23 protein-coding genes are annotated in these 20,474 nt (G+C 68.8%); 12 read left to right on the plus strand and 11 right to left on the minus strand.

All coding sequences use genetic code 11. From position 1 onward, the window contains the following. Positions 1 to 18: 18 nt before the first annotated feature. From E4634_RS10475 to E4634_RS10485, 3 genes are read right to left on the minus strand one after another with little or no spacing between them, the layout of a single operon-like run. Entirely contained in the window at positions 19 to 789 is a 771-nt protein-coding gene (locus tag E4634_RS10475) for a pyridoxine 5'-phosphate synthase (RefSeq protein ID WP_240725149.1), read from the minus strand. Further along, a complete protein-coding gene (locus E4634_RS10480; RefSeq protein ID WP_135443623.1) occupies positions 789 to 1,364 on the minus strand; it encodes a peptidylprolyl isomerase in 576 nt (191 codons plus the stop codon). Before E4634_RS10480 ends, E4634_RS10475 begins: the two co-directional genes overlap by 1 nt. A gap of 50 nt (positions 1,365 to 1,414) precedes the next feature. Further along, complete coding sequence (locus tag E4634_RS10485; RefSeq protein ID WP_135443625.1) at positions 1,415 to 2,083, minus strand: TIGR04211 family SH3 domain-containing protein; 669 nt, start codon at positions 2,081 to 2,083, stop codon at positions 1,415 to 1,417. A gap of 271 nt (positions 2,084 to 2,354) precedes the next feature. On the opposite strand from E4634_RS10485, the gene E4634_RS10490 reads away from it, so the two are divergent. Beyond that, entirely contained in the window at positions 2,355 to 2,783 is a 429-nt protein-coding gene (locus E4634_RS10490; protein ID WP_135443627.1) for a hypothetical protein, read from the plus strand. 31 nt (positions 2,784 to 2,814) lie between these two features. On the opposite strand, the gene E4634_RS10495 is transcribed toward E4634_RS10490, so the two are convergent. Continuing rightward, positions 2,815 to 3,438, minus strand: a complete 624-nt coding sequence (locus E4634_RS10495) for a VPLPA-CTERM sorting domain-containing protein (protein WP_135443629.1) — start codon at positions 3,436 to 3,438, stop codon at positions 2,815 to 2,817. Between the two features lie 156 nt (positions 3,439 to 3,594). Continuing rightward, the gene (locus tag E4634_RS10500) at positions 3,595 to 4,173 is read right to left on the minus strand and encodes a septation protein A (RefSeq protein WP_135443631.1); all 579 of its coding nucleotides are present in this window, start codon (positions 4,171 to 4,173) and stop codon (positions 3,595 to 3,597) included. A gap of 161 nt (positions 4,174 to 4,334) precedes the next feature. Between E4634_RS10500 and E4634_RS10505 the strand changes: the two genes are divergently transcribed. From E4634_RS10505 to E4634_RS10555, 11 genes are all read left to right on the plus strand, one after another. Next, entirely contained in the window at positions 4,335 to 5,186 is an 852-nt protein-coding gene (locus E4634_RS10505) for a PHP domain-containing protein (RefSeq protein WP_240725150.1), read from the plus strand. After that, positions 5,183 to 5,806, plus strand: coding sequence for an L-threonylcarbamoyladenylate synthase (locus E4634_RS10510; protein ID WP_135443635.1), 624 nt, complete (start codon positions 5,183 to 5,185; stop codon positions 5,804 to 5,806). The genes E4634_RS10505 and E4634_RS10510 overlap by 4 nt, the downstream gene beginning before the upstream one ends. Before the next feature lie 107 nt (positions 5,807 to 5,913). After that, entirely contained in the window at positions 5,914 to 6,816 is a 903-nt protein-coding gene (locus tag E4634_RS10515) for a segregation and condensation protein A (RefSeq protein ID WP_240725151.1), read from the plus strand. A gap of 1 nt (position 6,817) precedes the next feature. Continuing rightward, complete coding sequence (gene scpB / locus E4634_RS10520; protein ID WP_135443637.1) at positions 6,818 to 7,804, plus strand: SMC-Scp complex subunit ScpB; 987 nt, start codon at positions 6,818 to 6,820, stop codon at positions 7,802 to 7,804. An 11-nt stretch (positions 7,805 to 7,815) separates the two neighbouring features. Then, a complete protein-coding gene (rluB, locus tag E4634_RS10525; protein ID WP_135443639.1) occupies positions 7,816 to 8,712 on the plus strand; it encodes a 23S rRNA pseudouridine(2605) synthase RluB in 897 nt (298 codons plus the stop codon). A 72-nt stretch (positions 8,713 to 8,784) separates the two neighbouring features. Further along, complete coding sequence (locus tag E4634_RS10530) at positions 8,785 to 9,753, plus strand: AAA family ATPase (protein ID WP_135443641.1); 969 nt, start codon at positions 8,785 to 8,787, stop codon at positions 9,751 to 9,753. A 38-nt stretch (positions 9,754 to 9,791) separates the two neighbouring features. Further along, positions 9,792 to 10,715: a DUF58 domain-containing protein gene (locus E4634_RS10535; protein ID WP_206046856.1), complete on the plus strand. Its 924-nt coding sequence runs from the start codon at positions 9,792 to 9,794 to the stop codon at positions 10,713 to 10,715. Then, positions 10,712 to 11,209 carry a DUF4381 domain-containing protein gene (locus E4634_RS10540; RefSeq protein ID WP_135443643.1) on the plus strand — a complete coding sequence of 166 codons (498 nt, stop codon included), beginning with the start codon at positions 10,712 to 10,714 and terminating at the stop codon, positions 11,207 to 11,209. The genes E4634_RS10535 and E4634_RS10540 overlap by 4 nt, the downstream gene beginning before the upstream one ends. Next, positions 11,206 to 13,167 (plus strand): VWA domain-containing protein, encoded by a 1,962-nt coding sequence (locus E4634_RS21460; protein WP_167854850.1) that lies wholly within the window; start codon positions 11,206 to 11,208, stop codon positions 13,165 to 13,167. Before E4634_RS10540 ends, E4634_RS21460 begins: the two co-directional genes overlap by 4 nt. Next, complete coding sequence (locus E4634_RS10550; RefSeq protein ID WP_135443645.1) at positions 13,164 to 13,796, plus strand: tetratricopeptide repeat protein; 633 nt, start codon at positions 13,164 to 13,166, stop codon at positions 13,794 to 13,796. The genes E4634_RS21460 and E4634_RS10550 overlap by 4 nt, the downstream gene beginning before the upstream one ends. Further along, positions 13,793 to 14,845 carry a BatD family protein gene (locus tag E4634_RS10555; protein WP_135443647.1) on the plus strand — a complete coding sequence of 351 codons (1,053 nt, stop codon included), beginning with the start codon at positions 13,793 to 13,795 and terminating at the stop codon, positions 14,843 to 14,845. Before E4634_RS10550 ends, E4634_RS10555 begins: the two co-directional genes overlap by 4 nt. 54 nt (positions 14,846 to 14,899) lie before the next feature. Here the strand turns inward: E4634_RS10555 and E4634_RS10560 are convergent, their stop codons facing one another. The 6 genes from E4634_RS10560 to E4634_RS10585 all read right to left on the minus strand — a co-directional run bounded on the left by E4634_RS10560 (position 14,900) and on the right by E4634_RS10585 (position 20,261). Further along, positions 14,900 to 15,658 (minus strand): YciK family oxidoreductase, encoded by a 759-nt coding sequence (locus E4634_RS10560; protein WP_135443649.1) that lies wholly within the window; start codon positions 15,656 to 15,658, stop codon positions 14,900 to 14,902. 16 nt (positions 15,659 to 15,674) lie between these two features. Then, the gene (locus E4634_RS10565; RefSeq protein ID WP_167854851.1) at positions 15,675 to 16,352 is read right to left on the minus strand and encodes an HAD family hydrolase; all 678 of its coding nucleotides are present in this window, start codon (positions 16,350 to 16,352) and stop codon (positions 15,675 to 15,677) included. Then, entirely contained in the window at positions 16,349 to 17,059 is a 711-nt protein-coding gene (gene ubiG, locus E4634_RS10570) for a bifunctional 2-polyprenyl-6-hydroxyphenol methylase/3-demethylubiquinol 3-O-methyltransferase UbiG (RefSeq protein WP_135443651.1), read from the minus strand. Before ubiG ends, E4634_RS10565 begins: the two co-directional genes overlap by 4 nt. Positions 17,060 to 17,063: 4 nt before the next feature. After that, a complete protein-coding gene (locus E4634_RS10575; RefSeq protein WP_135443653.1) occupies positions 17,064 to 18,383 on the minus strand; it encodes a TRZ/ATZ family hydrolase in 1,320 nt (439 codons plus the stop codon). 93 nt (positions 18,384 to 18,476) lie between these two features. Further along, positions 18,477 to 19,643, minus strand: coding sequence for a choice-of-anchor U domain-containing protein (locus E4634_RS10580; RefSeq protein WP_135443655.1), 1,167 nt, complete (start codon positions 19,641 to 19,643; stop codon positions 18,477 to 18,479). Between the two features lie 3 nt (positions 19,644 to 19,646). Then, positions 19,647 to 20,261, minus strand: a complete 615-nt coding sequence (locus E4634_RS10585; RefSeq protein WP_135443657.1) for a hypothetical protein — start codon at positions 20,259 to 20,261, stop codon at positions 19,647 to 19,649. Positions 20,262 to 20,474 lie beyond the last annotated feature (213 nt).

Consider the following 20,474-nt stretch of genomic DNA (forward strand, 5'->3'; position numbering starts at 1 on the left):
CGCCGTGTGCGCCGGCGGCTACTTCCCCAGTGCCCGGCGGTAGGCCGCGATGGTCGCCGCCAGTCCCATGCGGATCGCATCCACGGTCAGTGCGTGGCCGATAGAGACCTCCAGCAGCCCGGGAATGTCCGCGGCGAAATGCGGCAGGTTGTGCAGGTCCAGGTCGTGTCCCGCATTCAGGCCAAGTCCTTCCTCTGCGGCTACCTCCGCCGCACGGCGAAACTGCGTGAACACGGCGTCGAGATTCTCACCGCTGCGGTAGGCGGCGGCGTAGCTCTCGGTGTACAGCTCGATGCGGTCCGTGCCGGTTTGCGCGGCGAGGCGGATCTGCTCCGGGTCCGGGTCCATGAACAGGCTTGTGCGGATGCCCAGGCCGCGCAGTTCCTCGACCAGCGGGGCCACCGTGTCGCCGTCGCGCTTCAGGTCGAAGCCGTGGTCCGAGGTCAGCTGGCCGTCGCCATCCGGTACCAGGGTGCACTGGGCCGGGCGCAGTTCGCGCACCAGGGCCATGAAGCCCGGGTAATCGCCGACCCCGGCGCGCTCGCTGCGACGCGGCCCGCTCATCGGGTTGCCCTCGATGTTGAACTCCACGGTGAGCACGCCGGCGAGGTCGACGCAGTCCTGGGCGCGGATGTGGCGCTGGTCCGGCCGCGGGTGCACGGTGATGCCGTCGGCGCCGGCGTCGATGCACATCTGCGCGTGCTGGATGATGTCCGGGTTGGTGGTGTCCCGGGAGTTGCGAATCAGCGCGATCTTGTTGAGATTGACCGACAGGGCGATGTTCGGCACTACTGGCGCACCACGTCGAGAATCTTGATCGGCTCCAGCGGCACGTCGTTGTGGCCGCCCACGTTACCGGTGGGGGCAGTGGCGATGTAGTCGACGACCTTCATCCCATCGATCACCTCGCCGAACACCGTGTACCCGTCGCGCCCCGGCGCCCAGTCCAGGCGCAGGTTGTTGCGCACATTGATGAAGAACTGCACGGTGGCCGAATCCGGGTCGTTGAGGCGTGCCATGGCGATAGTGCCGCGCTCGTTGTGCAGGCGGTTGCGCGATTCGTTGGCGATCGGCTCGCCGGTTTCCTTCTCGCTCATGTCGGCGAGCAGCCCGCCGCCCTGGATCATGAAGTCCGGGATCACGCGGTGGAAGATAGTGCCCTTGTAGAAGCCCGCGTCCACGTAGCCGAGGAAATTCGCCACGGTTACCGGGGCCTTGTCGACGAACAACCTCAGCGTGATGTCACCCTCGCTGGTCTTGACCAGCACAATGGGGTTGCCGGCGGCGCTCTCCGCGGCGCTGGCGGACGGCGCGAGCAGGGGCAGGAACAGCAGGGCGGTACTCAACAGCAGGGCGCGTAACATGGTGGTTTCCTCTCTCGCTGGGGTGCTGTGGCTCTCGGGTTCTCTGGCGCTCAGGCCCACTCGGACATGCGGCGGCGTTTCGGCCACAGCCGCGGCACCACCAGGGTAATGATCACACCCAGCAGGACCGCCATGGCACCGTTGAGGAAATCCTCGCTCTGCAGGTTGTCGGTCAGGCGCTGGTTCTCCGCCTCCAGCATTTCCACCTCGGAGCGCAGGTTCTCGTTTTGCTCGACCAGCCGGCGGTTGTCGGTATCCAGCTGCACCGCGTTGCCGGAGATCTGCTGCAGGTTGGCCAGCTGGGTGCTGACCTCGTCCAGTTCCCCGGTGCTGTCGCCGAGCTGGGTATTGAGCTGTGCCTTCTCCGTCTGCAGTGCCTGCAACTGGGCGCTGAGCTCGCGGTTTTGCGTCTCGAGCTGGCTGGCGCGTGATTCCGCGCGCGCCAGCTTCACCTGCGCGGTAGGCGCGGGGGTGAGGAATTCGGTCTTCACCCAGCCGGTGGTGCCGGCCGACGTGGTCACCTCGGCCCATTCGCCATCCTCGGCGGTCTGGCCCAGTTCCATGCGCGTACCGGGCGTGAGCTTGCCCAGCCAGCGGTACTGATTACCAGGGCCGGAGTGCAACACGATGAACACCTCGTCGCTGACATAGCGGGTCTCGCGGGCCGTCGCGGGCAGCGCACATAACAGGATCAGGCAGGGCAGTAAAAATCGGCGCAAAACAGGCTCCCTCGGTGCTGGTTCCAAAGCGGCGCTAGTGTAGCGCCGATGGCCGGGGATTTGAATTCCCGGTGTCGCCGTCAGTGGTCCCCGCGAATAAACCTGCCCCGACCGTTAAAGTCGGCCTGGCCACCGCCGATACAACGGCTGTAGGACGAGGCTGCCGAATCGCCCGCAACAGTTCCGGCGTGGCCGCAGGCGCCCCGCAGTGTCGTTCTCTACCGAAACTTTCGCACAAGCACCGCAGGTTCCGGTGTACGGAGATGAGCAAATGTACAGGTTGGCGGTTTGCCTTGCGGCAGCTGTAGCGCTTAACGGGTGTGCCGGGGACAAGTGGGCCGATTACAACTACGGTCCCGCGGACTGGCTCGCCGAGCATACCGCCGTCGAGGTGGTGGGTACGGCGAGCTATGATCGGCTCGTCGAGCCGCTGATCAGCGTGCACCGCATCGACGACGACCTGTCCGCTCACTGCGGCTCGGTGCACGTGGCCGCCTGTGCCATTCGCAATGGCGAGACCTGCGATATCTACATCGGCTCGCGGGCCGCCCCCGGGGTGCTCGAGCACGAAATGCGCCACTGCCACGGCTGGGACCACTACGAGCCGGAATACGCGCGCTGGAACGCCATGACCCCGCAGCGCCGCGCCTTCGATACGCGTATCGCGCAGAGCTGGTATCCGGCTGTCGGGGGGGAATAAGCCCCCAATCAAGGGATGGTCGGCCAGCCGGTCAGGCCGGTCGCCGGCGTCCCCTCGCGCGCTGCAGTGCGCCGAGCGCAGCACAGGCCGAGAGCATCAGGTACCCCGCCGCGGGCAATGGCACCACGGAGGGACTCACACTCAACAGGGAAACGTCCGTCGCCTGTGCGCTGTAGAACGGGTCACTGGTGGTGACGAAGACAAATTTCTCCAGCACCGTCAGCACCTCGTAGGTCGTCAGATCCACTTCAAACACAATGCGGAAGTCGTCCGACAGGCCGATCATGAAGTCGTTGCTACTGGCTGCGCCGCCCAACACGATCAGGCCTTTGCCCGCGCTGATGGAAAAATCGACCAGGGCGTTGCCGGTGTTGTAGTCAGTCACCGTACCGTCGTTCCTGGTAATGTCGATGCCGGACAGCGCCAACGGCACGATGTCGTCCTGCTCGCCGGATAAAAAGCTGTCGTCGATGGTGAAGGTCACTGTCCCGGCGACGCTGCTCGAGGTCGGTGCGGGCGGTGGCTGACTATTCGAATTGAGGAAATCTGACGCGCTGATCGCGTAGGTGAGGTCAATGAGCGCCGCTTGTGACGGGGCGGCGAGCGAAAAAAGCAGTGGCGTGGCTACGCAGAGTATTGCGGTAATCGAGCGCATGGCATTGTCTCCGTGGCGTATGTGTCCATACCCCGTATGAAGTTCCTGGGCCTTGTGATGCTTATGTAGCGTGAAACCGACGTGCTGCCGCCCCGGGCGGGGCGGCTCTGGAGTGAGTTAAGACCGTGTCCGTTGTATGCGCAAGCGCCACCGCGCTCAGGCTTCGTCTTCCTTGAGGTGCGGGCTGATCATCAGTGCGGTGATCACCGTGAGCAGCAGGGTGAAGCCGATCGCCGAGTACAGCTTGTAGCTGACCCAGGTCGGTTCCGAGAACTGGTAGGCGACCACCAGGTTGAGCGCGCCGACGATGGCGAAGTTCGTCGTCCACAGCAGGTTGAGTCGGGTCCACACCGGGGCCGGCAGGCGAATCTGGCTACCCATCGCCCGTTCCATGAGGGTTTTCGTGCCGACGAACTGCGATGCGCCGAACACGATCGCCAGCGCCCAGTTGAAGATGGTCGGTTTCCACTGCACGAACAGCGGGTTGCGCAGGAGCAGGGTAGCGCCGCCAAACACCAGCACTGCCGCCAGCATCCACAGTGCGCGCTTTTCCAACTCGCGGGTCAGCGCGTAGACCAGGCCGACCTGCACAATGGTCGCGATCATCAGCACTGCCGTTGCGGTGTAGATGCCGTCGAAGGTGAATGTCGCGCCGTTCAGCGCGAGCTCGTGCCCATCGAGCTGGTAGACGATAAAAAACAGCGCGATGGGTATGAATTCTGCCAATTGCTTCATGGTGTGCCGACTGCCTGGCCTGTTACCATTGGGGCTCGCCCCGAATTCGAGTCGACGCCGCCGCCACCTGGAGGTATTGCCGCGTGCAATGCCGCCCGAGGCGCGGAAGATGACGTCGCCGGTAAATGCCACTGTTTCAGGGATTGCCAAGTTTAAAGATTGTGCGCTTTGACTTCCACACCCACAGCACCGCCTCCGATGGCGCCCTGAGTCCGCGCGAGTTGCTGGCGCGGGCGGCGCAGGCCGGTGTCGACCTGCTCGCCATCACCGACCACGACACTCTGCGCGGCTACCGCGAGGCCGCCGCCCTGGACGATTTCCCCGGCGTGACCCTGGTGCCCGGGGTGGAATTCTCCTGCCGCTGGTCCGGCGCTAATATTCACATCGTCGGCCTGGGTATGGACTGCGACCACCCGGCCATGCTCGAGGGTGCCGCCCGGCTGGACGAGGCCCGGCTGCAACGCGCGCGCAAGATCGCCGACACGCTGGAAAAGCGCGGCTTTGCCGGCGCCCTGGAGGGCGCGCTCGCCGAGGCCGCCGGCAGCCAGCTCGGCCGCCCGCACTTTGCCCGCTGGCTGGTGGCCCGGGGCCACGTCGCGGATTTCACCACCGCCTTCGACAAATACCTCGGCCGCGGCAAGCCCGGCGACGTCAAGGCGTTCTGGCCGGAGCTGGCCGAGGTGGTCGGCTGGATCTCCGCCGCCGGCGGGGTGGCGATCATCGCCCACCCGCTGCAGTACGACTTCACGCGGATGAAACTCAACCGCCTGGTGGCGGCCTTTTGCGCCTCCGGTGGCACGGCGATCGAGGTGCTCAACGGCCGCCAACCCGCCGACCAGGTTTCACGCCTGTGCGCCCTGGCGCGGGAGTATGGCCTCGAGGTCTCCGCCGGCAGCGATTTTCACCGCGATGGTCCCTACTGCGCGCCGCTCGGTGTAGAATTGCGCGATTTTGCGGGGCTGGCTGGCGTGTGGCGCCACTGGCCCGTCGCTGCAACCGAGGACGCGCAGTGAGCCAGTTCTTCCAGATACACCCGGAAAACCCCCAGGCGCGCCTGGTCCGCCAGGCGGCGGACATCGTGCGCGGCGGCGGGGTGATCGTGTATCCCACGGACTCCGCCTACGCCCTGGGCTGCCAGATCGGCGACCGCGCGGCGCTCGAGCGTATCCGCCGCATCCGCCGCCTGGACGACCGCCACAACTTCACCCTGGTGTGCCGCGACCTGTCCGAGATCGCCACCTATGCGCGGGTCGATAACACCGTCTACCGCCTGCTCAAGCACGCCACCCCGGGCGCCTACACCTTCATCCTGCGCGCCACCTCCGAGGTGCCGCGGCGGCTGATGCACCCCAAGCGCAAGACCGTGGGCCTGCGCGTGCCGGACAACAACATCGCCCAGGCCCTGTTGGCGGACCTCGGCGAGCCGCTGATGAGCGTCACCCTGATCATGCCCGGCGAGGACCTGCCGCTGATCGACCCCTACGACATCCGCGAGACCCTGCAGCACGATGTCGACCTGGTTATCGATGGCGGCTACTGCGGCATGGAGCCGACCACCGTGGTCGACCTGGTCGACGACACCCCGCTGCTGCTGCGCGCCGGCAAGGGCGACCCCGCGCCCTTCGAGCTGTAGACCGGCCCCCGGGGCTGCCTCAATCCGCGGCCCCAGTCCCCCTGGCCGGGCATGCCCGGCGCCCCCAGTTCAGGTATACTGGCGCGAACTTAAGAACAGGTACTCCCGTGTCAGCCAACGAAGCCAACCCCGACGCCCCGGCAACGCCCGGAGCGGCCAGCCCGGAGCAGGGCGCCGGCCCGGCCGCCGCGACCCGCACCGCCGCACCACACACCCCGAACCGGCCCCAGCAGGGCGAGATGCCCTTCGCCGTGGTCATGGGCAAGGCGGTCACCGAGCTGCCCAAGGACCTGTACATCCCGCCACAGGCGCTGGAGGTGTTCCTCGAGGCCTTCGAGGGGCCGCTGGACCTGCTGCTGTACCTGATCAAGCGCCAGAACCTGGACATCCTGGAGATCGACGTCTCCGAGATCACCGCCCAGTACATGCACTACGTCGACCTGATGGACGCCATGCAGTTTGAGCTCGCCGCCGAGTACCTGCTGATGGCCGCCATGCTGGCGGAGATCAAGTCGCGCATGCTGCTGCCGCGCTCCAGCGAGGTGGAAGAGGACGAGGAGGACCCGCGGGCCCGCCTGATCCGCCGCCTGCAGGAGTACGAGCGCTTCAAGAAGGCCGCCGAGGAGATCGAGGAGCTGCCGCGCAACGAGCGCGACACCTGGGTGGGCAGCGCCGAGCCGCCGCAGGTCGAGCGCGAGCGCGCCGACCCAGACGTCGACATGCGCGAGCTGCTGGTGGCGCTGTCCGAGGTACTGCGCCGCGCCGACATGTACGAGAGCCACCATGTGCAGCGCGAGGCGCTGTCCACCCGCGAGCGCATGTCCGAGGTGCTCGAGCGCCTGTCCGGCAAACAGTTCGTGCCCTTTGTGTCCCTGTTCAGTGCTTCCGAGGGCCGCCTCGGCGTGGTGGTGACTTTCCTCGCTGTCATGGAGCTGATCAAGGAATCCCTGGTGGAGATCGTGCAGACCGAGGCCTTCGGTCCCATCCACGTCAAGGCGAGGGCCGAATAGGATGGCCGATATCGGGCTGGTACAGATTATCGAGGGCGCCCTGCTCGCGGCGGGCAAGGCGATGACCGTGGCGCAGTTGCAGGAGCTGTTCGAGGAGCACGAGCGCCCGGACACCAGGGCTGTGCGCGATGCCTTGCAAGAAATTGCACAGCGCTGTGACGACCGCGGTTTCGAACTGGTCGAGGTGGCCAGCGGCTTCCGTTACCAGGTACGCCAGGCGCTCAGCCCCTGGGTCTCGCGACTGTGGGCGGAACGCCCGGCCAAGTACTCCCGCGCGCTGCTGGAGACACTCGCCCTGGTCGCCTACCGCCAGCCCATCACCCGCGGCGAGATCGAGGAGATTCGCGGTGTGGCGGTGAGTTCCAACATCATCAAGACCCTGCACGAGCGCGAGTGGATTCGTGTGGTCGGCCACCGCGACGTGCCCGGCCGGCCGGCGATGTACGCCACCACCCGCCAGTTCCTGGACTACTTCAACCTGAAGAGCCTCGACCAGCTGCCGGCGCTGGCAGAAATACGCGACCTCGACACCCTGAACGCCGAGCTGGGCTTTTCTGAGCCGCTGCCGGACAGCGAGGCCGGGAAAGCCGCTGAAGCGGAGAAAGTCGCGCCCGGGCTGACTGTGGTCGGCGGCACCGAACACCGCCCGGCCGTGGGCGACGACGACTCGGCAGCGGCCGACGCGCCGGCCCCGGACGCCGCGGCGGAAGATACCGATGAAACCGCGCCGGTGAGCGCCGCCGACGAGACCGGTGAACCGGTCGACGCCGCCGCGGAGACCACCCTCGAGGTGGAGCCTGAAGCGGCCGGCGAGCTGGCCGATGCCATGCAGCAGTTCGCCAGCGCAGAAGCTGAAGCGGTCGACGCGGATACCGATTCCGTCGCCGCCACCGAACTCCAGGCGGAGACCGGCGACGCCGAGGCCACCGCGGGCGAGCCTGAAGAGGCCGACCCCGACGAAGCCTCGCGCCCCGAGAGCCAGGCCTGACCCCAGTGTCGATGAACAGGCAACCCCCGGCCGGCGCTGATGACGACGCCCCGGAAGACGCACTCCCCGGTGAAAAACTGCAGAAGGTCCTGGCCCGCAGCGGCATGGGTTCGCGGCGGGAAATGGAGCGCTGGATCGAGGAGGGGCGGGTCACCGTCGACGGCCGCACCGCGACACTGGGCGACCGCGTCGAGAGCAGCGCGCGCATCGCGGTGGACGGCAAGCCGCTCACCGCCGCCCCCGCCGAGGAGGTGCGCTGCATCCTCTATCACAAACCCACCGGCGAGGTCTGCTCGCGCAAGGACCCGCAGGGCCGGCGCACGGTCTTCGAGCGCCTGCCGCGGCTGAAGAGTGGCCGCTGGATCTCCATCGGCCGCCTCGACTTCAACACCTCCGGCCTGCTGCTGTTCACCACCGATGGCGAACTGGCCAACAAGCTGATGCACCCATCCTCCAACATCGAGCGCGAGTACATGGTGCGGGTGATGGGCGAGTGGAACGAGGACACCCTGCAGCGCTTGCTCGATGGCGTCATGCTCGAGGACGGCGTGGCGCGCTTCACCGACATCCAGGACGGCGGCGGCGACGGCATCAACCACTGGTTCTACGTGGTACTGATGGAGGGCCGCAACCGCGAAGTGCGCCGTCTGTGGGAATCCCAGGGGCTCACCGTGTCGCGACTCAAGCGGGTGCGCTACGGCGAGGTGTTCATCCCCTCGCGGGTGAAGCAGGGCCAGTGGGTGGAACTGGAACCCAAGGAAGTGAAATCCCTCTACCGCATGGCGGAGCTGCCGCCGAAGAAGCTGCGCAAGGCGGCGGGCAAGGAGCGCGAGAAGATGGAGCGCCAGTTCGGCAAGCGCGAGGGGCGCGGAGCGCCGCCCGGTCGCGGCGGGCGCAAGGCGCGCTGATCGCAGCACGGACTTTGTGACTATTATTCAGGGGGCGGGAAGCCCCCTTTTCATTGGCGTCGGAAACCGGTTATGAGCACACACGCGCAGATACTCGATCTCAAGCAACGCATGCTGGCCAGCGTGATCGGCCAGGAGGCGGTGGTCGACCACCTGCTGATCGCCCTGCTGGCCAACGGCCATGTATTGCTGGAGGGGCTGCCAGGGCTGGCCAAGACGCGCACCATCAAGACCCTGGCAGCGAACCTGGAGAGCGAGTTCAGCCGCATCCAGTTCACCCCGGACCTGCTGCCCAGCGATATTTCCGGCACCGAGATCTATGTCGCCGAGGCCAGTGGCGACAAGTTCCAGTTCCAGCCCGGCCCGATCTTCGGCAACCTGGTGCTCGCCGACGAGATCAACCGGGCGCCGGCCAAGGCCCAGGCGGCACTGCTGGAGGCCATGGAGGAGCGCCAGGTGACGGTGGCCGGCAGCACCCACCCGCTGCCGGAACTGTTCCTGGTGATGGCGACGCAGAACCCGATCGAGCAGGAGGGGACCTACCCGCTGCCCGAGGCGCAGATGGACCGCTTCCTGCTGCACGTGTTCGTGGATTACAGCTCGGACGAGGACGAGCGCCGCATCCTGCGCCTGGTGCGCGGGGAAGAGGCGGGCAGCGCGCCGGCGAGCGCCGGTGAAATTCCGGCGCAGGTGGTGCTGGACGCCCGACGCGAGGTGCTCGCGGTGCAGGTGAGCGAGGCGGTCGAGCGCTATATCGTGGCCCTGGTCGCCGCCACCCGGCGGCCGGCGGATTACCCGCAGTCGTCCCTCGCCCAATGGATCCAGGTCGGCGCCAGCCCGCGCGGTACGCTGGCGCTGGATCGCGCCTCACGCGCCCACGCCTGGCTGGACGGTCGCGATACGGCGACCGCCGCGGACGTCCAGGCGGTACTGCATTCCTGCCTGCGCCACCGCATCATTCTCAGCTACGAGGCCGAGGCGGAGGGCGTGGACCGCGACCGCGTGCTGGACGAGGTGCTGGGCCAGGTCGCCGCGCTGTGAGCCGGGCCGCTGCCCCGGACAGCGCGGGCGAGCCGTCAGTGCCTGTGCCTGGGGTGTATGTCGGTCTCGACGAACTGCTGGCCATGCGCCACCGCGCCAGTGGCTTCAGCTTCCTGCCGCGCCAGCCGGTGCACTCGCAACTCGCCGGCCGCCACACTTCGCGCCTGCGCGGCCGCGGCCTCAACTTCGAGGAGATCCGCCGCTACCAGGCCGGCGACGATATCCGCCAGATCGACTGGAAAGTGACCGCGCGCACCCGCCGCACCCACAGCCGCGTGTATACCGAGGAGCGCGAGCGCAGCACCCTGCTGCTGGTGGACCAGCGCAGTTCCATGTTTTTCGGCAGCGTGCAGCGCATGAAGTCGGTGACCGCCGCACAGGCGGCGGCGCTGGCGGCCTGGCGGGTGCTGGCGCAGCAGGACCGGGTTGGCGCGCTGGTGTTCGGCGATTCCGACATCAGCGAAGTGCGCCCGCAGCGCAGCCGCGCCGCGGTGATGCGCATCCTGCGCGCGGTGGTCGATGCCAACCACGCCCTGCGCGCCGGCGTGTCCGCGGCGACGGCCCCGGACATGTTCAACGCAGCGCTGCGCCGCTGCGACCGCCTGGCCAAGCACGACTGCCTGGTGTGCATCATCAGCGATGCCGCCGGCCAGGACGACGAATCCCGTCACCTGCTCACGCGCATCGCGCGGCACAACGACGTGTTGTTCGGTTTCGTCCACGACCCGCTGGAGGCGGCCCTGCCCAGCGCCGGCCCACTGGTGTTTGGCGACGGTAGCGGACAACTCGAGGTGGATACCGGCCAGCGCCAGCTGCTCGAGCGCTACCGCGATGAATTCGCCGCCACCCGCGCCGCCGGCCGCCACTTCCTGCTGCAGCGCGAGACCCCGGTGATTCCCCTGGCCACCGATGCGGACGTGGTCGAGCAGGTGCGCCGGCGCCTGGGAGCCCGGCGCGGATGACACCGGACACGGGCAGCCTCGACCGCCTGCACGACCTCGTGCCGCCGCCCACGACCCCCTGGTGGCCGCCTGCACCGGGCTGGATGTGGCTCGCGGCGATACTCGGTGTGCTGCTCGCCTACCTGCTGCTGCGCGGCTTCCTGCACTGGCAGTCCAATCGCTACCGGCGCGAGGCGCTGGCCGCGCTGGCGCGACTGGACGCCGGTGATGACCGGGCCTTCGCGCAGGGACTGGCCAGCGTCCTCAAGCGTACCGCGCTCACCGCCTATCCCCGGGAACAGGTCGCGCCGCTGACCGGCGCCGCGTGGTTCGCCTTCCTCGACGCGGCTGCCGGCACGCGTTTCGCTGAGGGACTCGGCGCGCAACTCGAGGCCGCCATGCATGCATCCTCGGCGGCGTCCTGGGATGTGCCAGGCCGCGAGCAGGTGCTGCACGAGACACGTCGCTGGATTCGCGAGCATCGCCCGCCGCTTCCGGGAGAGCCGCGCGCATGAGCCAGCTGGTGCTGCTGTATCCCTGGCTGCTGGCGTTGCTGCCGCTGCCCCTGCTGGTGTGGCGCTTGGTGCCGCCCTACAGCCGTCCGCGCGGCGCGCTGCTGGTACCGTTCCTGCCGCGGTTGGCCGCCCTGGTGGGCCGGCAGCCGGATGCGGGCGTGGCTGTTTCCCGGCGCGGCTGGCTCGGCGCCACGGTGCTCTGCCTGTGCTGGCTGTGTGCGCTGCTGGCGCTGGCCCGCCCGCAGGTGATCGAACCGCCGGTCAGCAAGTCGGTGCCGGTGCGCGACCTGCTGCTGGCGGTGGACCTGTCCGGCTCCATGGGCACCCGGGATTTCACCGACGCCGACGGCGCGGTGAGCGATCGCCTGACCGCAGTCAAGGAAGTGCTGGACGGTTTCCTGGCGCGGCGCGAGGGCGACCGGGTCGGGCTGATCTTCTTTGGCAGCGCCGCCTTCGTGCAGGTGCCGTTCACCGAAGACCTCGATGTTTGCCGGCAGCTGCTGGACGAGGCGCAGGTCAGGATGGCCGGTCCGCAGACCGCCTTCGGCGACGCCCTGGGCCTGGCGATCAACGTCTTCGAGCGCAGCGAGGTCGAGCAGCGCGTGCTCATCGCCCTCACCGATGGCAATGACACCAACAGCCAGGTGCCGCCGGACAAGGCGGCGCAGATCGCCCGCGACAAGGGCATCGTGATTCACACGGTGGCGGTCGGCGACCCGCGCGCGGCGGGCGAGGAAGCCCTCGACGAGGCCATGCTGCAGCGCGTGGCCACCACCACCGGCGGCAGCTTTTCCCACGCCGGTGACCGCGCCGAGCTGGAGGCGGTCTACGCGCAACTCGATGCGCTGGAAACCCGCCAGGCGCAGTCCGTGTCGCAGCGGCCGCGGCGCGACGTGTTCTGGTGGCCGCTGGCCCTGGCGCTGTTGCTATCGATGGGCTATCTCGGCGGCGTGCTGTTGCGCGAGCAGCTCGCGAGCAGGGCGGCGCCCCCGCTCGGCAGTCTGGCCGCACTCGCCCCGGCCGGATTGGTGCTGGCACTGCAGGCGTTCCACTTCCTGCGCCCGGCCTGGTGGCTGGCGCTGCTGCCCGCGGCGCTGCTCTACCTGCTGTTGCGGCGCCGCGCGGATAGCGCCCGGGTCTGGCGCGGCCTGGTCGCGCCGCACCTGCTGGCGTACCTGTGGGCGGAGCAAGGCGCGGCCCGGTGTAGCGGTCCATTGCAGTGGGTTGCGGCGATCTGGCTGTTGGCCATCCTCGCCATTGCCGGCCCCAGTTGGCGCCACCAGCCCTCGCCCTTCGCCGAGGACACCGCGGCCCTGGCGGTTGTCATACGCGTCGCGCCGACCATGCTGACCGAGGATATCCAGCCCAGCCGCCTGGCGCGCGCCGTGCAGAAACTCCACGACCTGTTACAGGCGCGCGGCACTGGCAGCACGGCGCTGGTCGCCTACGCCGGCTCCGCCCACCTGGTCATGCCCGCCACGCGCGACGCCGGCATTATCGAAAACTTCGCCGCCGCGCTGACCCCCGGGATCATGCCGGTGGACGGCGATGCCGCCGCGCAGGCCCTGGCGCTGGCGCAGCAGAGCCTGGACAGCGCCGGTGGCGGCTCGATCCTGTGGATCACAGACAGCGTGGCTCCGCAGCAGTCCGCCGCGCTGGCCGACTGGCGGCGCGGCAGCCAGGCCCCGGTCAGCCTGTGGCCGCCGCTGATGCCGGGCCCGGAACTCGACGCACTGCGCAAGACCGCGGGCGCGGCGGATGTGCGCCTGCAGCGCTGGAGCGCCGACGACGCCGACGTACAGTCGCTGGCGCGGGCCGCAAGGTTTGCCGACGCCGCGGCGACCGGGGAGGGTGCGCGCTGGGCCGACGCTGGCTACTGGCTCACGCCGCTGATCGCATTGCTGGTGCTGGCATTGTTTCGTCGCGGCGCGATGGTGCCGCGCGGGAGCGGTGCATGAGCTCGCGCTTAGCCGCGGTGTTCGCGCTGGCCTGCGCTATCCCGCTGCTGTGGGGCAGCTGGCGCGACCCCGGCTTCTGGCGCAGCGCGGAACAGCGCGGCGACCGCCTGCTGGCCGCCGGCGAGTACGCGGCTGCGGCGGCGACCTATGAGGACCCGTGGCGAATCGGCATGGCGCAATACCGCAACGGTGATTTCGAGGAGGCGGCCCACACCTTCGCCCGGGTGCCGGGTGCCAGCGGCGCCTACAACCAGGGCAACGCCTGGCTGATGCGCGGCGATTACGACGCGGCCATCGCCAGCTACGAGCGCGCGCTGGCCGCTCGCCCGGACTGGCCGCTCGCCCGGGACAATCGCGCACTGGCGGAACTGCGCAAACAGCGCCTGGAGGACGCCGGCAACGACCGCGCGCAGGACGACAACGCCACCTTCAAGCCGGACGAGATTCGCTTCGACAACAAGGCCGGTAACAGCGATGGCAAGCCGGTCGAACTCAACGACGCGAGCCTGTCGGATGCGGCCCTGCGCGCGACCTGGCTGCGCCGCGTGCAGACCACGCCCGCGGATTTCCTGCGCGTAAAGTTTGCCTATCAGGCGGCGCAGGCCACGCAAGGGGAGCCCGCGCCATGATTTGCCGCACCAGGAGGTGCCGCGCCGCGCTGCGGGCACGGCTGGTTGTGTTGCTGGCAGCACTGTGCGCGCCGGTCCTCGCCCAGGCCCCGCAGGTGCGCAGCAGCCTGCAGGCGCCGGACACATTGTGGGTGGGGCAGGGTGTGGTCGTCGTCGTAGAACTGCTGGCGCCGGGCTACTTTGACAGCGCGGCCAGCTTTGCCCTGCCCGACCCGGCGGGGGTGCTGCTGATGCCGCCTGCGGGGCACCCGCTGGTGGGCAGCGAGACCATCGACGGCATCGACTACACGGTGCAGCGCCACGAGCTGCGCGCCTGGCCCATGCGCGCCGGCGAGCAGAGCGTGCCGGCCATCACGGTGCGCTTCGGTTTCAAGCACAACCCGATGGATACGGACGCCGAGAACGCCGAGCTGAGCACTGCGCCGCTGCCGCTGCAGGTACAGTCGCCTCCCGGCGCGCAGGACCTGGGTACGGTGCTCAGCGCGCGCGACCTGCAGTTGGAAGAACACTGGGAGCCGCAACCCGACGACGCCGAGGTGCTCGCCGGCAGTGCGTTCACGCGCACGGTGACCTTCACCGCGCCGGACCTGCCGGGCATGCTGTTTCCGCCGTTTCCGGCGGCGCGGGTGGACGGCCTGGGTATCTACAGCAAGCAGGAAGTGCTGGACAGCGAACACCGGGGGGAACTGCAGGGCCAGCGCCGCGACACCATCACTTACGTGATGCAGCGCCCCGGCGACTACCGCCTGCCGCCGGTACAGTTGCACTGGTTCGACCTGGATGCCGGGACCCTGCGCAGCGCGACGCTGCCGGGGCAGGTGTTTCGGGTGGTCGCCAATCCGGCGCTGGCGGCGGGCGAGTCACAGGCGCAGCGCACCGAACTCCCGCTGCGCGTCTACGGACTCGCCGCGCTGCTCCTGGTACTGCTTGCTGCAGCCGGCTGGCGCCTGTCGCGGAGCCCCCTGTGGATGGGCCGGCTGGCCCGGTGTATCGCACCGTTGCGACCGCGCCACCTGCGGCCGCTGTACCCGTCCTCCCGGCGTCGCTAGCCGAGGCTACTGCTCGTTGCAGGGCACCGCGGCTGCGCTATCGCGCATTTAAGGCTATTGCGCGTTAAAGGAAAGCCCCGTCACACCCGCGCTGTCATCGCCCATCAGGAACAAGTAGACCGGCATGATCGCCTCCGGGGAGGGGTTGTCGGTGGGCCGCTCCGCCGGGTAGGCGGTGCGCCGCATGGTGGTATTGGTGGCCCCGGGGTTGATGCAGTTGACGCGGATACTGCTGGTGTTCTCCAGCTCCGAGGCGAGCACCTGCATCATGCCCTCGGTGGCGAATTTGGACACCGCATAGGCGCCCCAGTAGGCCTTGCCGACCCGGCCCACGCCGGAGGAGGTGAAGATCACGGATGCGGCGGGCGCTGCCTCCAGCAGCGGCAGCAACTGGCGGGTGAGCAGGAAGCCGGCGTTGACGTTGACCTGCATCACCTGCTGCCAGGTGTCCCAGCTGGCCTGGGCCATGGGCTTGCGCTCGCCGAGCAGGCTGGCGTTATGCAGCACGCCGTCGAGGTGGCCGAACTCGCCGGCCAGGCTCTGCGCCAGCTGGGTCGCCTGTTCCTCGCCGAGGGTGGCCAGGTCCAGCGGGATCAGTGCGGGTTTCGCGCCGCCCGCGGCCTCGATGGCGTCGTAGACCGCCTCCAGTTTCGATTCGGTGCGTCCCAGCAACAGCACGGTGGCGCCGTGGGCGGCGTAGGCCAGGGCGGCGGCGCGGCCGATGCCGTCACCGGCGCCGGTGACCAGCACGGTCTTGCCGCGCAGCAGTTGCGGGTCGGGGCGGTAGCCTGCGGGGGCCTGGGCGATCTGCATGGGGAAACTCCGTGAATCAGCAATCGAGCAGGAGCGCGGCGAGGTCGGTACTGTGTTCGACCAGGGCGTCCGCACCCCAGCTGTGGGGGTCGTCGTGGGGTTCGATATAACCGTAAGCGGCGGCGATGGTAAACATACCGGCGCGCCGTCCCGCCTCGATGTCGCGCAGGTGGTCGCCGACGTAAATCGCCTCGTGGGGGGCGCAGCCCAGGTCGCGGCAATTGCGGTACAGGGATTCCGGGTGCGGCTTGCGCTCGCGCACGTCGTCGGGGCACACCAGGCTGGGGCAGGGCGGCAGGTCGATGCGCTGCAACAGCGGTTCGGCATAGGCGCGCGGCTTGTTGGTGGACACGCCCCAGGCGATGCCGCGTTCGGCGAGTGCCGCCAGCAGGTCCAGCAGCCCGGGATAGGGTCGGGCGGCGCTGCCCAGCACCTCGCCGTACAACTCGAGCAGGCGCAGGCGCTTGCCCTCGAATTCCGGGGCGCTCTCCTCGATACCCAGTCCCAGCGCCACCAGCGCGCGGGCGCCGTTGGAGACCGAGGCGCGAATGCGCTGCGGGTCCATGGCGTCCATGCCGTGCTCTGCGCGCAGGGCCTGTACCACGCCGACGAATTCCTCGGCGGTATCTACCAGGGTGCCGTCGAGGTCGAATAACACGGCTTTGAGCGGCGAGCGCCGCGCGGCGCTGTTCATGCCGGCTTCACCGCGTGCACCAGGTAGTTCACGCTGACGTCGCGCGGGTCCAGGCGATAGGTTTTGGTGAGTGGGTTGTAGGTCATGCCGGTCATGTCCTGCAGCTGCAGGCCGGCATCGCGCAGCCAGCCGGCCAGCTCCGAGGGCTTGATGAACTTGTCGTATTCATGGGTGCCCGCGGGCAGCAGGCGCAGCAGGTGCTCGGCGCCGACGATGGCGAACAGGAAGGCCTTGGGGTTGCGGTTGATGGTCGAGAAATACAGGTTGCCGCCGGGCCTGGCCATGGCGGCGCAGGCGGCCACCACGGCGCCCGGGTCGGGCACGTGCTCGAGCATCTCCAGGCAGCACACCACGTCGTACTCGCCGGCGCGCTCCGCGGCCAGCGCCTCGGCGGTGGACTGCAGGTACTCCACCTCGACGCCGGACTCCAGCTGGTGCAGCTTCGCCACCGACAGCGGCGCCTCACCCATGTCGATGCCGGTGACCTCGGCGCCGCGCTGGGCCATGGACTCGGCGAGAATGCCGCCGCCGCAGCCGACGTCTACCAGCCGCCTGCCGGCCACCGGCGAGTGGCGGTCGATGTAGTTCGCGCGCAGCGGGTTGATGTCGTGCAGCGGCTTGAACTCGCTGTTGCGATCCCACCAGCGCGAGGCCAGGGCTTCGAATTTGGCGATCTCCGCCGGGTCGACGTTGTGTTCGGTACTCATGGGGTTACTTGCCTTCGATGATGCGTCTGCGCCAGGCCTGTGCCCGCGCCAGGATGTCGTCCAGGTCCACCTGCAGCAGGCGGCGCTGTGCCAGCAGTGGTTTGCCGGCGACCCAGGCGTGGCTCACCTGGCTGCCGTTGCAGGCGTAAACCAGCTGCGAGGGGACGTTGTACAGCGGCTGGCATTCCGGGCCTGAGAGGTCGACGGCGATGACATCCGCGAGTTTGCCCGGCTCCAGGCTGCCGATGGCGTCTTCCATGCCCAGGGCGCGGGCGCCGCCCATGGTTGCCATATACAGCACGTCGCTGGCGGGCAGGGCGCTGGCGTCCTCGCTGCGCAGCTTGCCGAGCAGCGCCGCGCTGTGCATTTCGCCGAACAGGTTGAGGTCGTTGTTACTGGCGGCGCCGTCGGTACCCAGCGCCACGTTCACGCCCTTGCCGCGCAGGCGCCCGACCGGGCAGGCGCCGGAGGCCAGTTTCATGTTCGACTGCGGGCAGTGCACCACGTGGCTGCCGGTGGCGGCGAGCAGGGCGATGTCCTGTTCGCCGAGGTCGGTCATGTGCACGCACTGGGTGCGTGGGCCGAGCAACCCGACGGCGTTGAGGGTATCGATCGGCCGTTCGCCGTGCGCCTCCACGTGGCTGAGCACTTCGCCGCGGGTCTCGTGCAGGTGGATCTGTACCGCCACGTCCAGCTCCGCGGCGAGGGTGGCGACCTTCTCCAGGTTGGCGCGGGAGACGGTGTACGGCGCGTGCGGGCCGAAGGCGACACTCAGCAGTTCGCGGTGCTTGAGGTCGTCGCGCAGGCGCAGGCCCTTGTTGATGTAGTCGTCGGGTCCGCTGCCCCAGGCGGTGGGAAAATCAAATACGGGGAAGGCCAGTTGGCAGCGCAGTCCGGCCTGCTGCGCGGCCTGGGCCGCCGCCTCGGGGAAGAAGTACATGTCGCTGAAGGTGGTGTTGCCGGCGCGCAGCATCTCGGCGCAGGCCAGGGCGGTGCCGTCGCGCACGAAATCGGCGCTCACATGGCGCCCCTCGGCCGGCCAGATGTGGTCCTCCAGCCAGGGCATCAGCGGCAGGTCGTCAGCGTAGCCGCGTAGCAGCGACATGGCGGCGTGGCCGTGCAGGTTGACCAGGCCCGGCAGCAGGGCGTGGCCGGCGAGGTCCAGCTCCTGCCCGGCGCTGTACTCCAGCGCCTGCGCGCGCGGCAAGACCGCCTCGAGGCGCCCGCCGTTGACCACCAGGGAGTGGTCCTCCAGCACCACGCCACGCGGCACGACGGGCACGACCCAACTGGCGTGGATCACGGTATCGACTGTGGCGGACATCGGCTGGCGGCTCTCCGGTACAAATGCAACGAGCCCCCGTCGCAGTGCAGCGGCGGGGGCCCGCAGTATACCGTTAATCGCCGGCGAAGGCGCTCAGCGCGCGCCCCGGCGCCCCCTGCGGCGCAGTGCACCGCTGCCCAGCAGCGACAGGGCGAGGGACAGCAGGGCGTAGCCCACGGGTGTGCCGGCGGGAATCGCCAGCGCGGCTTCGCTCATGGCCACCGCCACCGGATCGTGGATTTCGCCGTCCGCCGGGTCGGTGTCCAGCGGGCCGTTGTCGACCAGCGTGTAGCGAACTTTCGAACCGCTGACCCGGGCGCCCGGGATCGGTGTCCAGTTGCCCTCCACGACCTTGTAGGCGACCGCCAGGCCGGGGAATGCCTCGCCGAAATCGAGTTCCACCTCGACGCTTTCGCCGGGGGCGCAGCCGGTCAGGGTGAAGTCGATCTCGCGGCTGGAGACGTAGGGCAGCGGCCGGTTCTCCTCGGTGGTGGGCGAGGGTGCGAGACTGGCGACCGAGCAGGTCGAGGACTCCGTCGCCGGCACCACGTCCACCGCCACGCCGCCGCGGCGCCGGTGGGTGTCGGCCAGCGGGTGATCGTCGTCGATGTTCGGCGTGCCGTCACCGTCCGCATCACCGGTTTCCAGGGCAGTCACGCGTTCGCGCAGCAGCGCCAGCAGGGCCTGCAGCTGGTCCAGTTGCGCGCGGCGCTCCTGCAGCAGGGAGAAGTCCTGCATGGCGCCGACAGTGAGCACGTCGCTCGCCTCCTCGGGGGTGGCCACATGGATGACCCGGCGCTGCAGCGAATCGCTGCCCACCGAGATCTGGCCGCTCTCGGTAGCGCTGTAGCTGCTGTAGCGGCCGAGGGCGGCACCGCCGGAGGCCCCGGGGCGCAGGTGCAGCGCGTGGTTGCCGTAGGTGTCCACGGCGATGGAAAAATGGTTGTTGCCGCCGTTGGCCGTGTCATTGGCGACGAGGTACCAGCGTTTGCCGATGCTGCCGGTGGTCGCGCTGTTGACGAATGCCGCCCGCGTGTTGTTTTCCTGCAGGCGCAGCTCGGCGTCGGCGAAGGTTTCTCCAGGGCTTTCGCAATCGACACCGACGCAGGCGCTGCCGGTGACGATGATGTCGTCAGCTACTTCTACGGCGGCATTGGCGCTCGCCGCGGCCAGCGTCAGGCCCAGGCTTACGCACAGGGCGGACAGCGGGGCGACAGGGGTCCCGGGCCGTATTGGACGGCGTTGCATGATGACTGGCACGGTTCAGATCCCCAACGTGGTTTCGAGGGCGTCGAGGCGTGCGGTGAGCGCGTCGATCTCATCCTGTGTCGCGCTGATCTGGGCGTCGATCTCCGCGCGGTCCGCGGCCAGTTCGGCGGCCACGTCCGCCCGCAGTACATCGACTGCCGCGTCCATCTGGCCCAGGGTGGCGGCGTCGCTGGGATCGACACCGTCAGCCACGTGCATGATGCGGCGCTCGCTGCCGCTGTCGCCCACCGAGACGGCGCCGCTCTCCAGCGCAGCGCCCTCACCGATGGCGACGCCGGCGTCGCTGCCGCTTTCGAGAATCAGCAGGGGCGCACCGGTGTCGTCGCGGCGGATGAACAGTTGCGGCAGGGTGAGCGCGTCGTTGGTCACGCCCATCAGCCAGTCCTGGGCGGGGAAACTGCCGGTGTCGCTGGTGTCCTCGAAGCGCAGCACTGGGTCGTCACCCTTCAGGCGCAGTACGTCGAAGGCGAAGGTCTCGGGATCGGCGCAGTCGTTGCCGGCGCAGAGCGAGCCCTGCACGATCAGGTCCTCGGTGTAGACCACGTCGGCCTGGGAATGGGCGTGCAACAGGAGCAGTGCCACCGAAGTGGCCAGCATTGGGCGGTTCATAGTGTGTCCCCGGAAGAATTGTAGTTCTGTCCACGCGCACCGGGTTGGCCGGTGGGTGGTGGGGAAAGGCTAGTCTGCGTGCGGCGGATTGGACAGGCGCAGTCGCGGGTTTCGGGCACAACTGTGAACCGGCTCACAGCCCTGCCGCCGCGCGCCGGCCGCGATGGTCTCGCCGACGGCGCCGCCACCGGCGTGGAAACCCGCTGGTGTGCA

The sequence above is a fragment of the Mangrovimicrobium sediminis genome, assembly GCF_004745945.1.
Taxonomy (GTDB): domain Bacteria; phylum Pseudomonadota; class Gammaproteobacteria; order Pseudomonadales; family Halieaceae; genus Mangrovimicrobium; species Mangrovimicrobium sediminis.

Excerpts from the sequence above, each read along its gene's own strand:
- E4634_RS21460 (WP_167854850.1), top strand. The coding sequence starts at position 11,206 with ATGAGCCAGCTGGTGCTGCTGTATCCCTGGCTGCTGGCGTTGCTGCCG.
- E4634_RS10550 (WP_135443645.1), top strand. The coding sequence starts at position 13,164 with ATGAGCTCGCGCTTAGCCGCGGTGTTCGCGCTGGCCTGCGCTATCCCG.
- E4634_RS10490 (WP_135443627.1), top strand. The coding sequence starts at position 2,355 with ATGTACAGGTTGGCGGTTTGCCTTGCGGCAGCTGTAGCGCTTAACGGG.
- ubiG (WP_135443651.1), bottom strand. The coding sequence starts at position 17,059 with ATGAGTACCGAACACAACGTCGACCCGGCGGAGATCGCCAAATTCGAA.
- scpB (WP_135443637.1), top strand. The coding sequence starts at position 6,818 with ATGGCCGATATCGGGCTGGTACAGATTATCGAGGGCGCCCTGCTCGCG.
- E4634_RS10500 (WP_135443631.1), bottom strand. The coding sequence starts at position 4,173 with ATGAAGCAATTGGCAGAATTCATACCCATCGCGCTGTTTTTTATCGTC.
- rluB (WP_135443639.1), top strand. The coding sequence starts at position 7,816 with ATGAACAGGCAACCCCCGGCCGGCGCTGATGACGACGCCCCGGAAGAC.
- E4634_RS10480 (WP_135443623.1), bottom strand. The coding sequence starts at position 1,364 with ATGTTACGCGCCCTGCTGTTGAGTACCGCCCTGCTGTTCCTGCCCCTG.
- E4634_RS10560 (WP_135443649.1), bottom strand. The coding sequence starts at position 15,658 with ATGCAGATCGCCCAGGCCCCCGCAGGCTACCGCCCCGACCCGCAACTG.
- E4634_RS10585 (WP_135443657.1), bottom strand. The coding sequence starts at position 20,261 with ATGAACCGCCCAATGCTGGCCACTTCGGTGGCACTGCTCCTGTTGCAC.
- E4634_RS10530 (WP_135443641.1), top strand. The coding sequence starts at position 8,785 with ATGAGCACACACGCGCAGATACTCGATCTCAAGCAACGCATGCTGGCC.
- E4634_RS10555 (WP_135443647.1), top strand. The coding sequence starts at position 13,793 with ATGATTTGCCGCACCAGGAGGTGCCGCGCCGCGCTGCGGGCACGGCTG.
- E4634_RS10565 (WP_167854851.1), bottom strand. The coding sequence starts at position 16,352 with ATGAACAGCGCCGCGCGGCGCTCGCCGCTCAAAGCCGTGTTATTCGAC.
- E4634_RS10495 (WP_135443629.1), bottom strand. The coding sequence starts at position 3,438 with ATGCGCTCGATTACCGCAATACTCTGCGTAGCCACGCCACTGCTTTTT.
- E4634_RS10540 (WP_135443643.1), top strand. The coding sequence starts at position 10,712 with ATGACACCGGACACGGGCAGCCTCGACCGCCTGCACGACCTCGTGCCG.
- E4634_RS10575 (WP_135443653.1), bottom strand. The coding sequence starts at position 18,383 with ATGTCCGCCACAGTCGATACCGTGATCCACGCCAGTTGGGTCGTGCCC.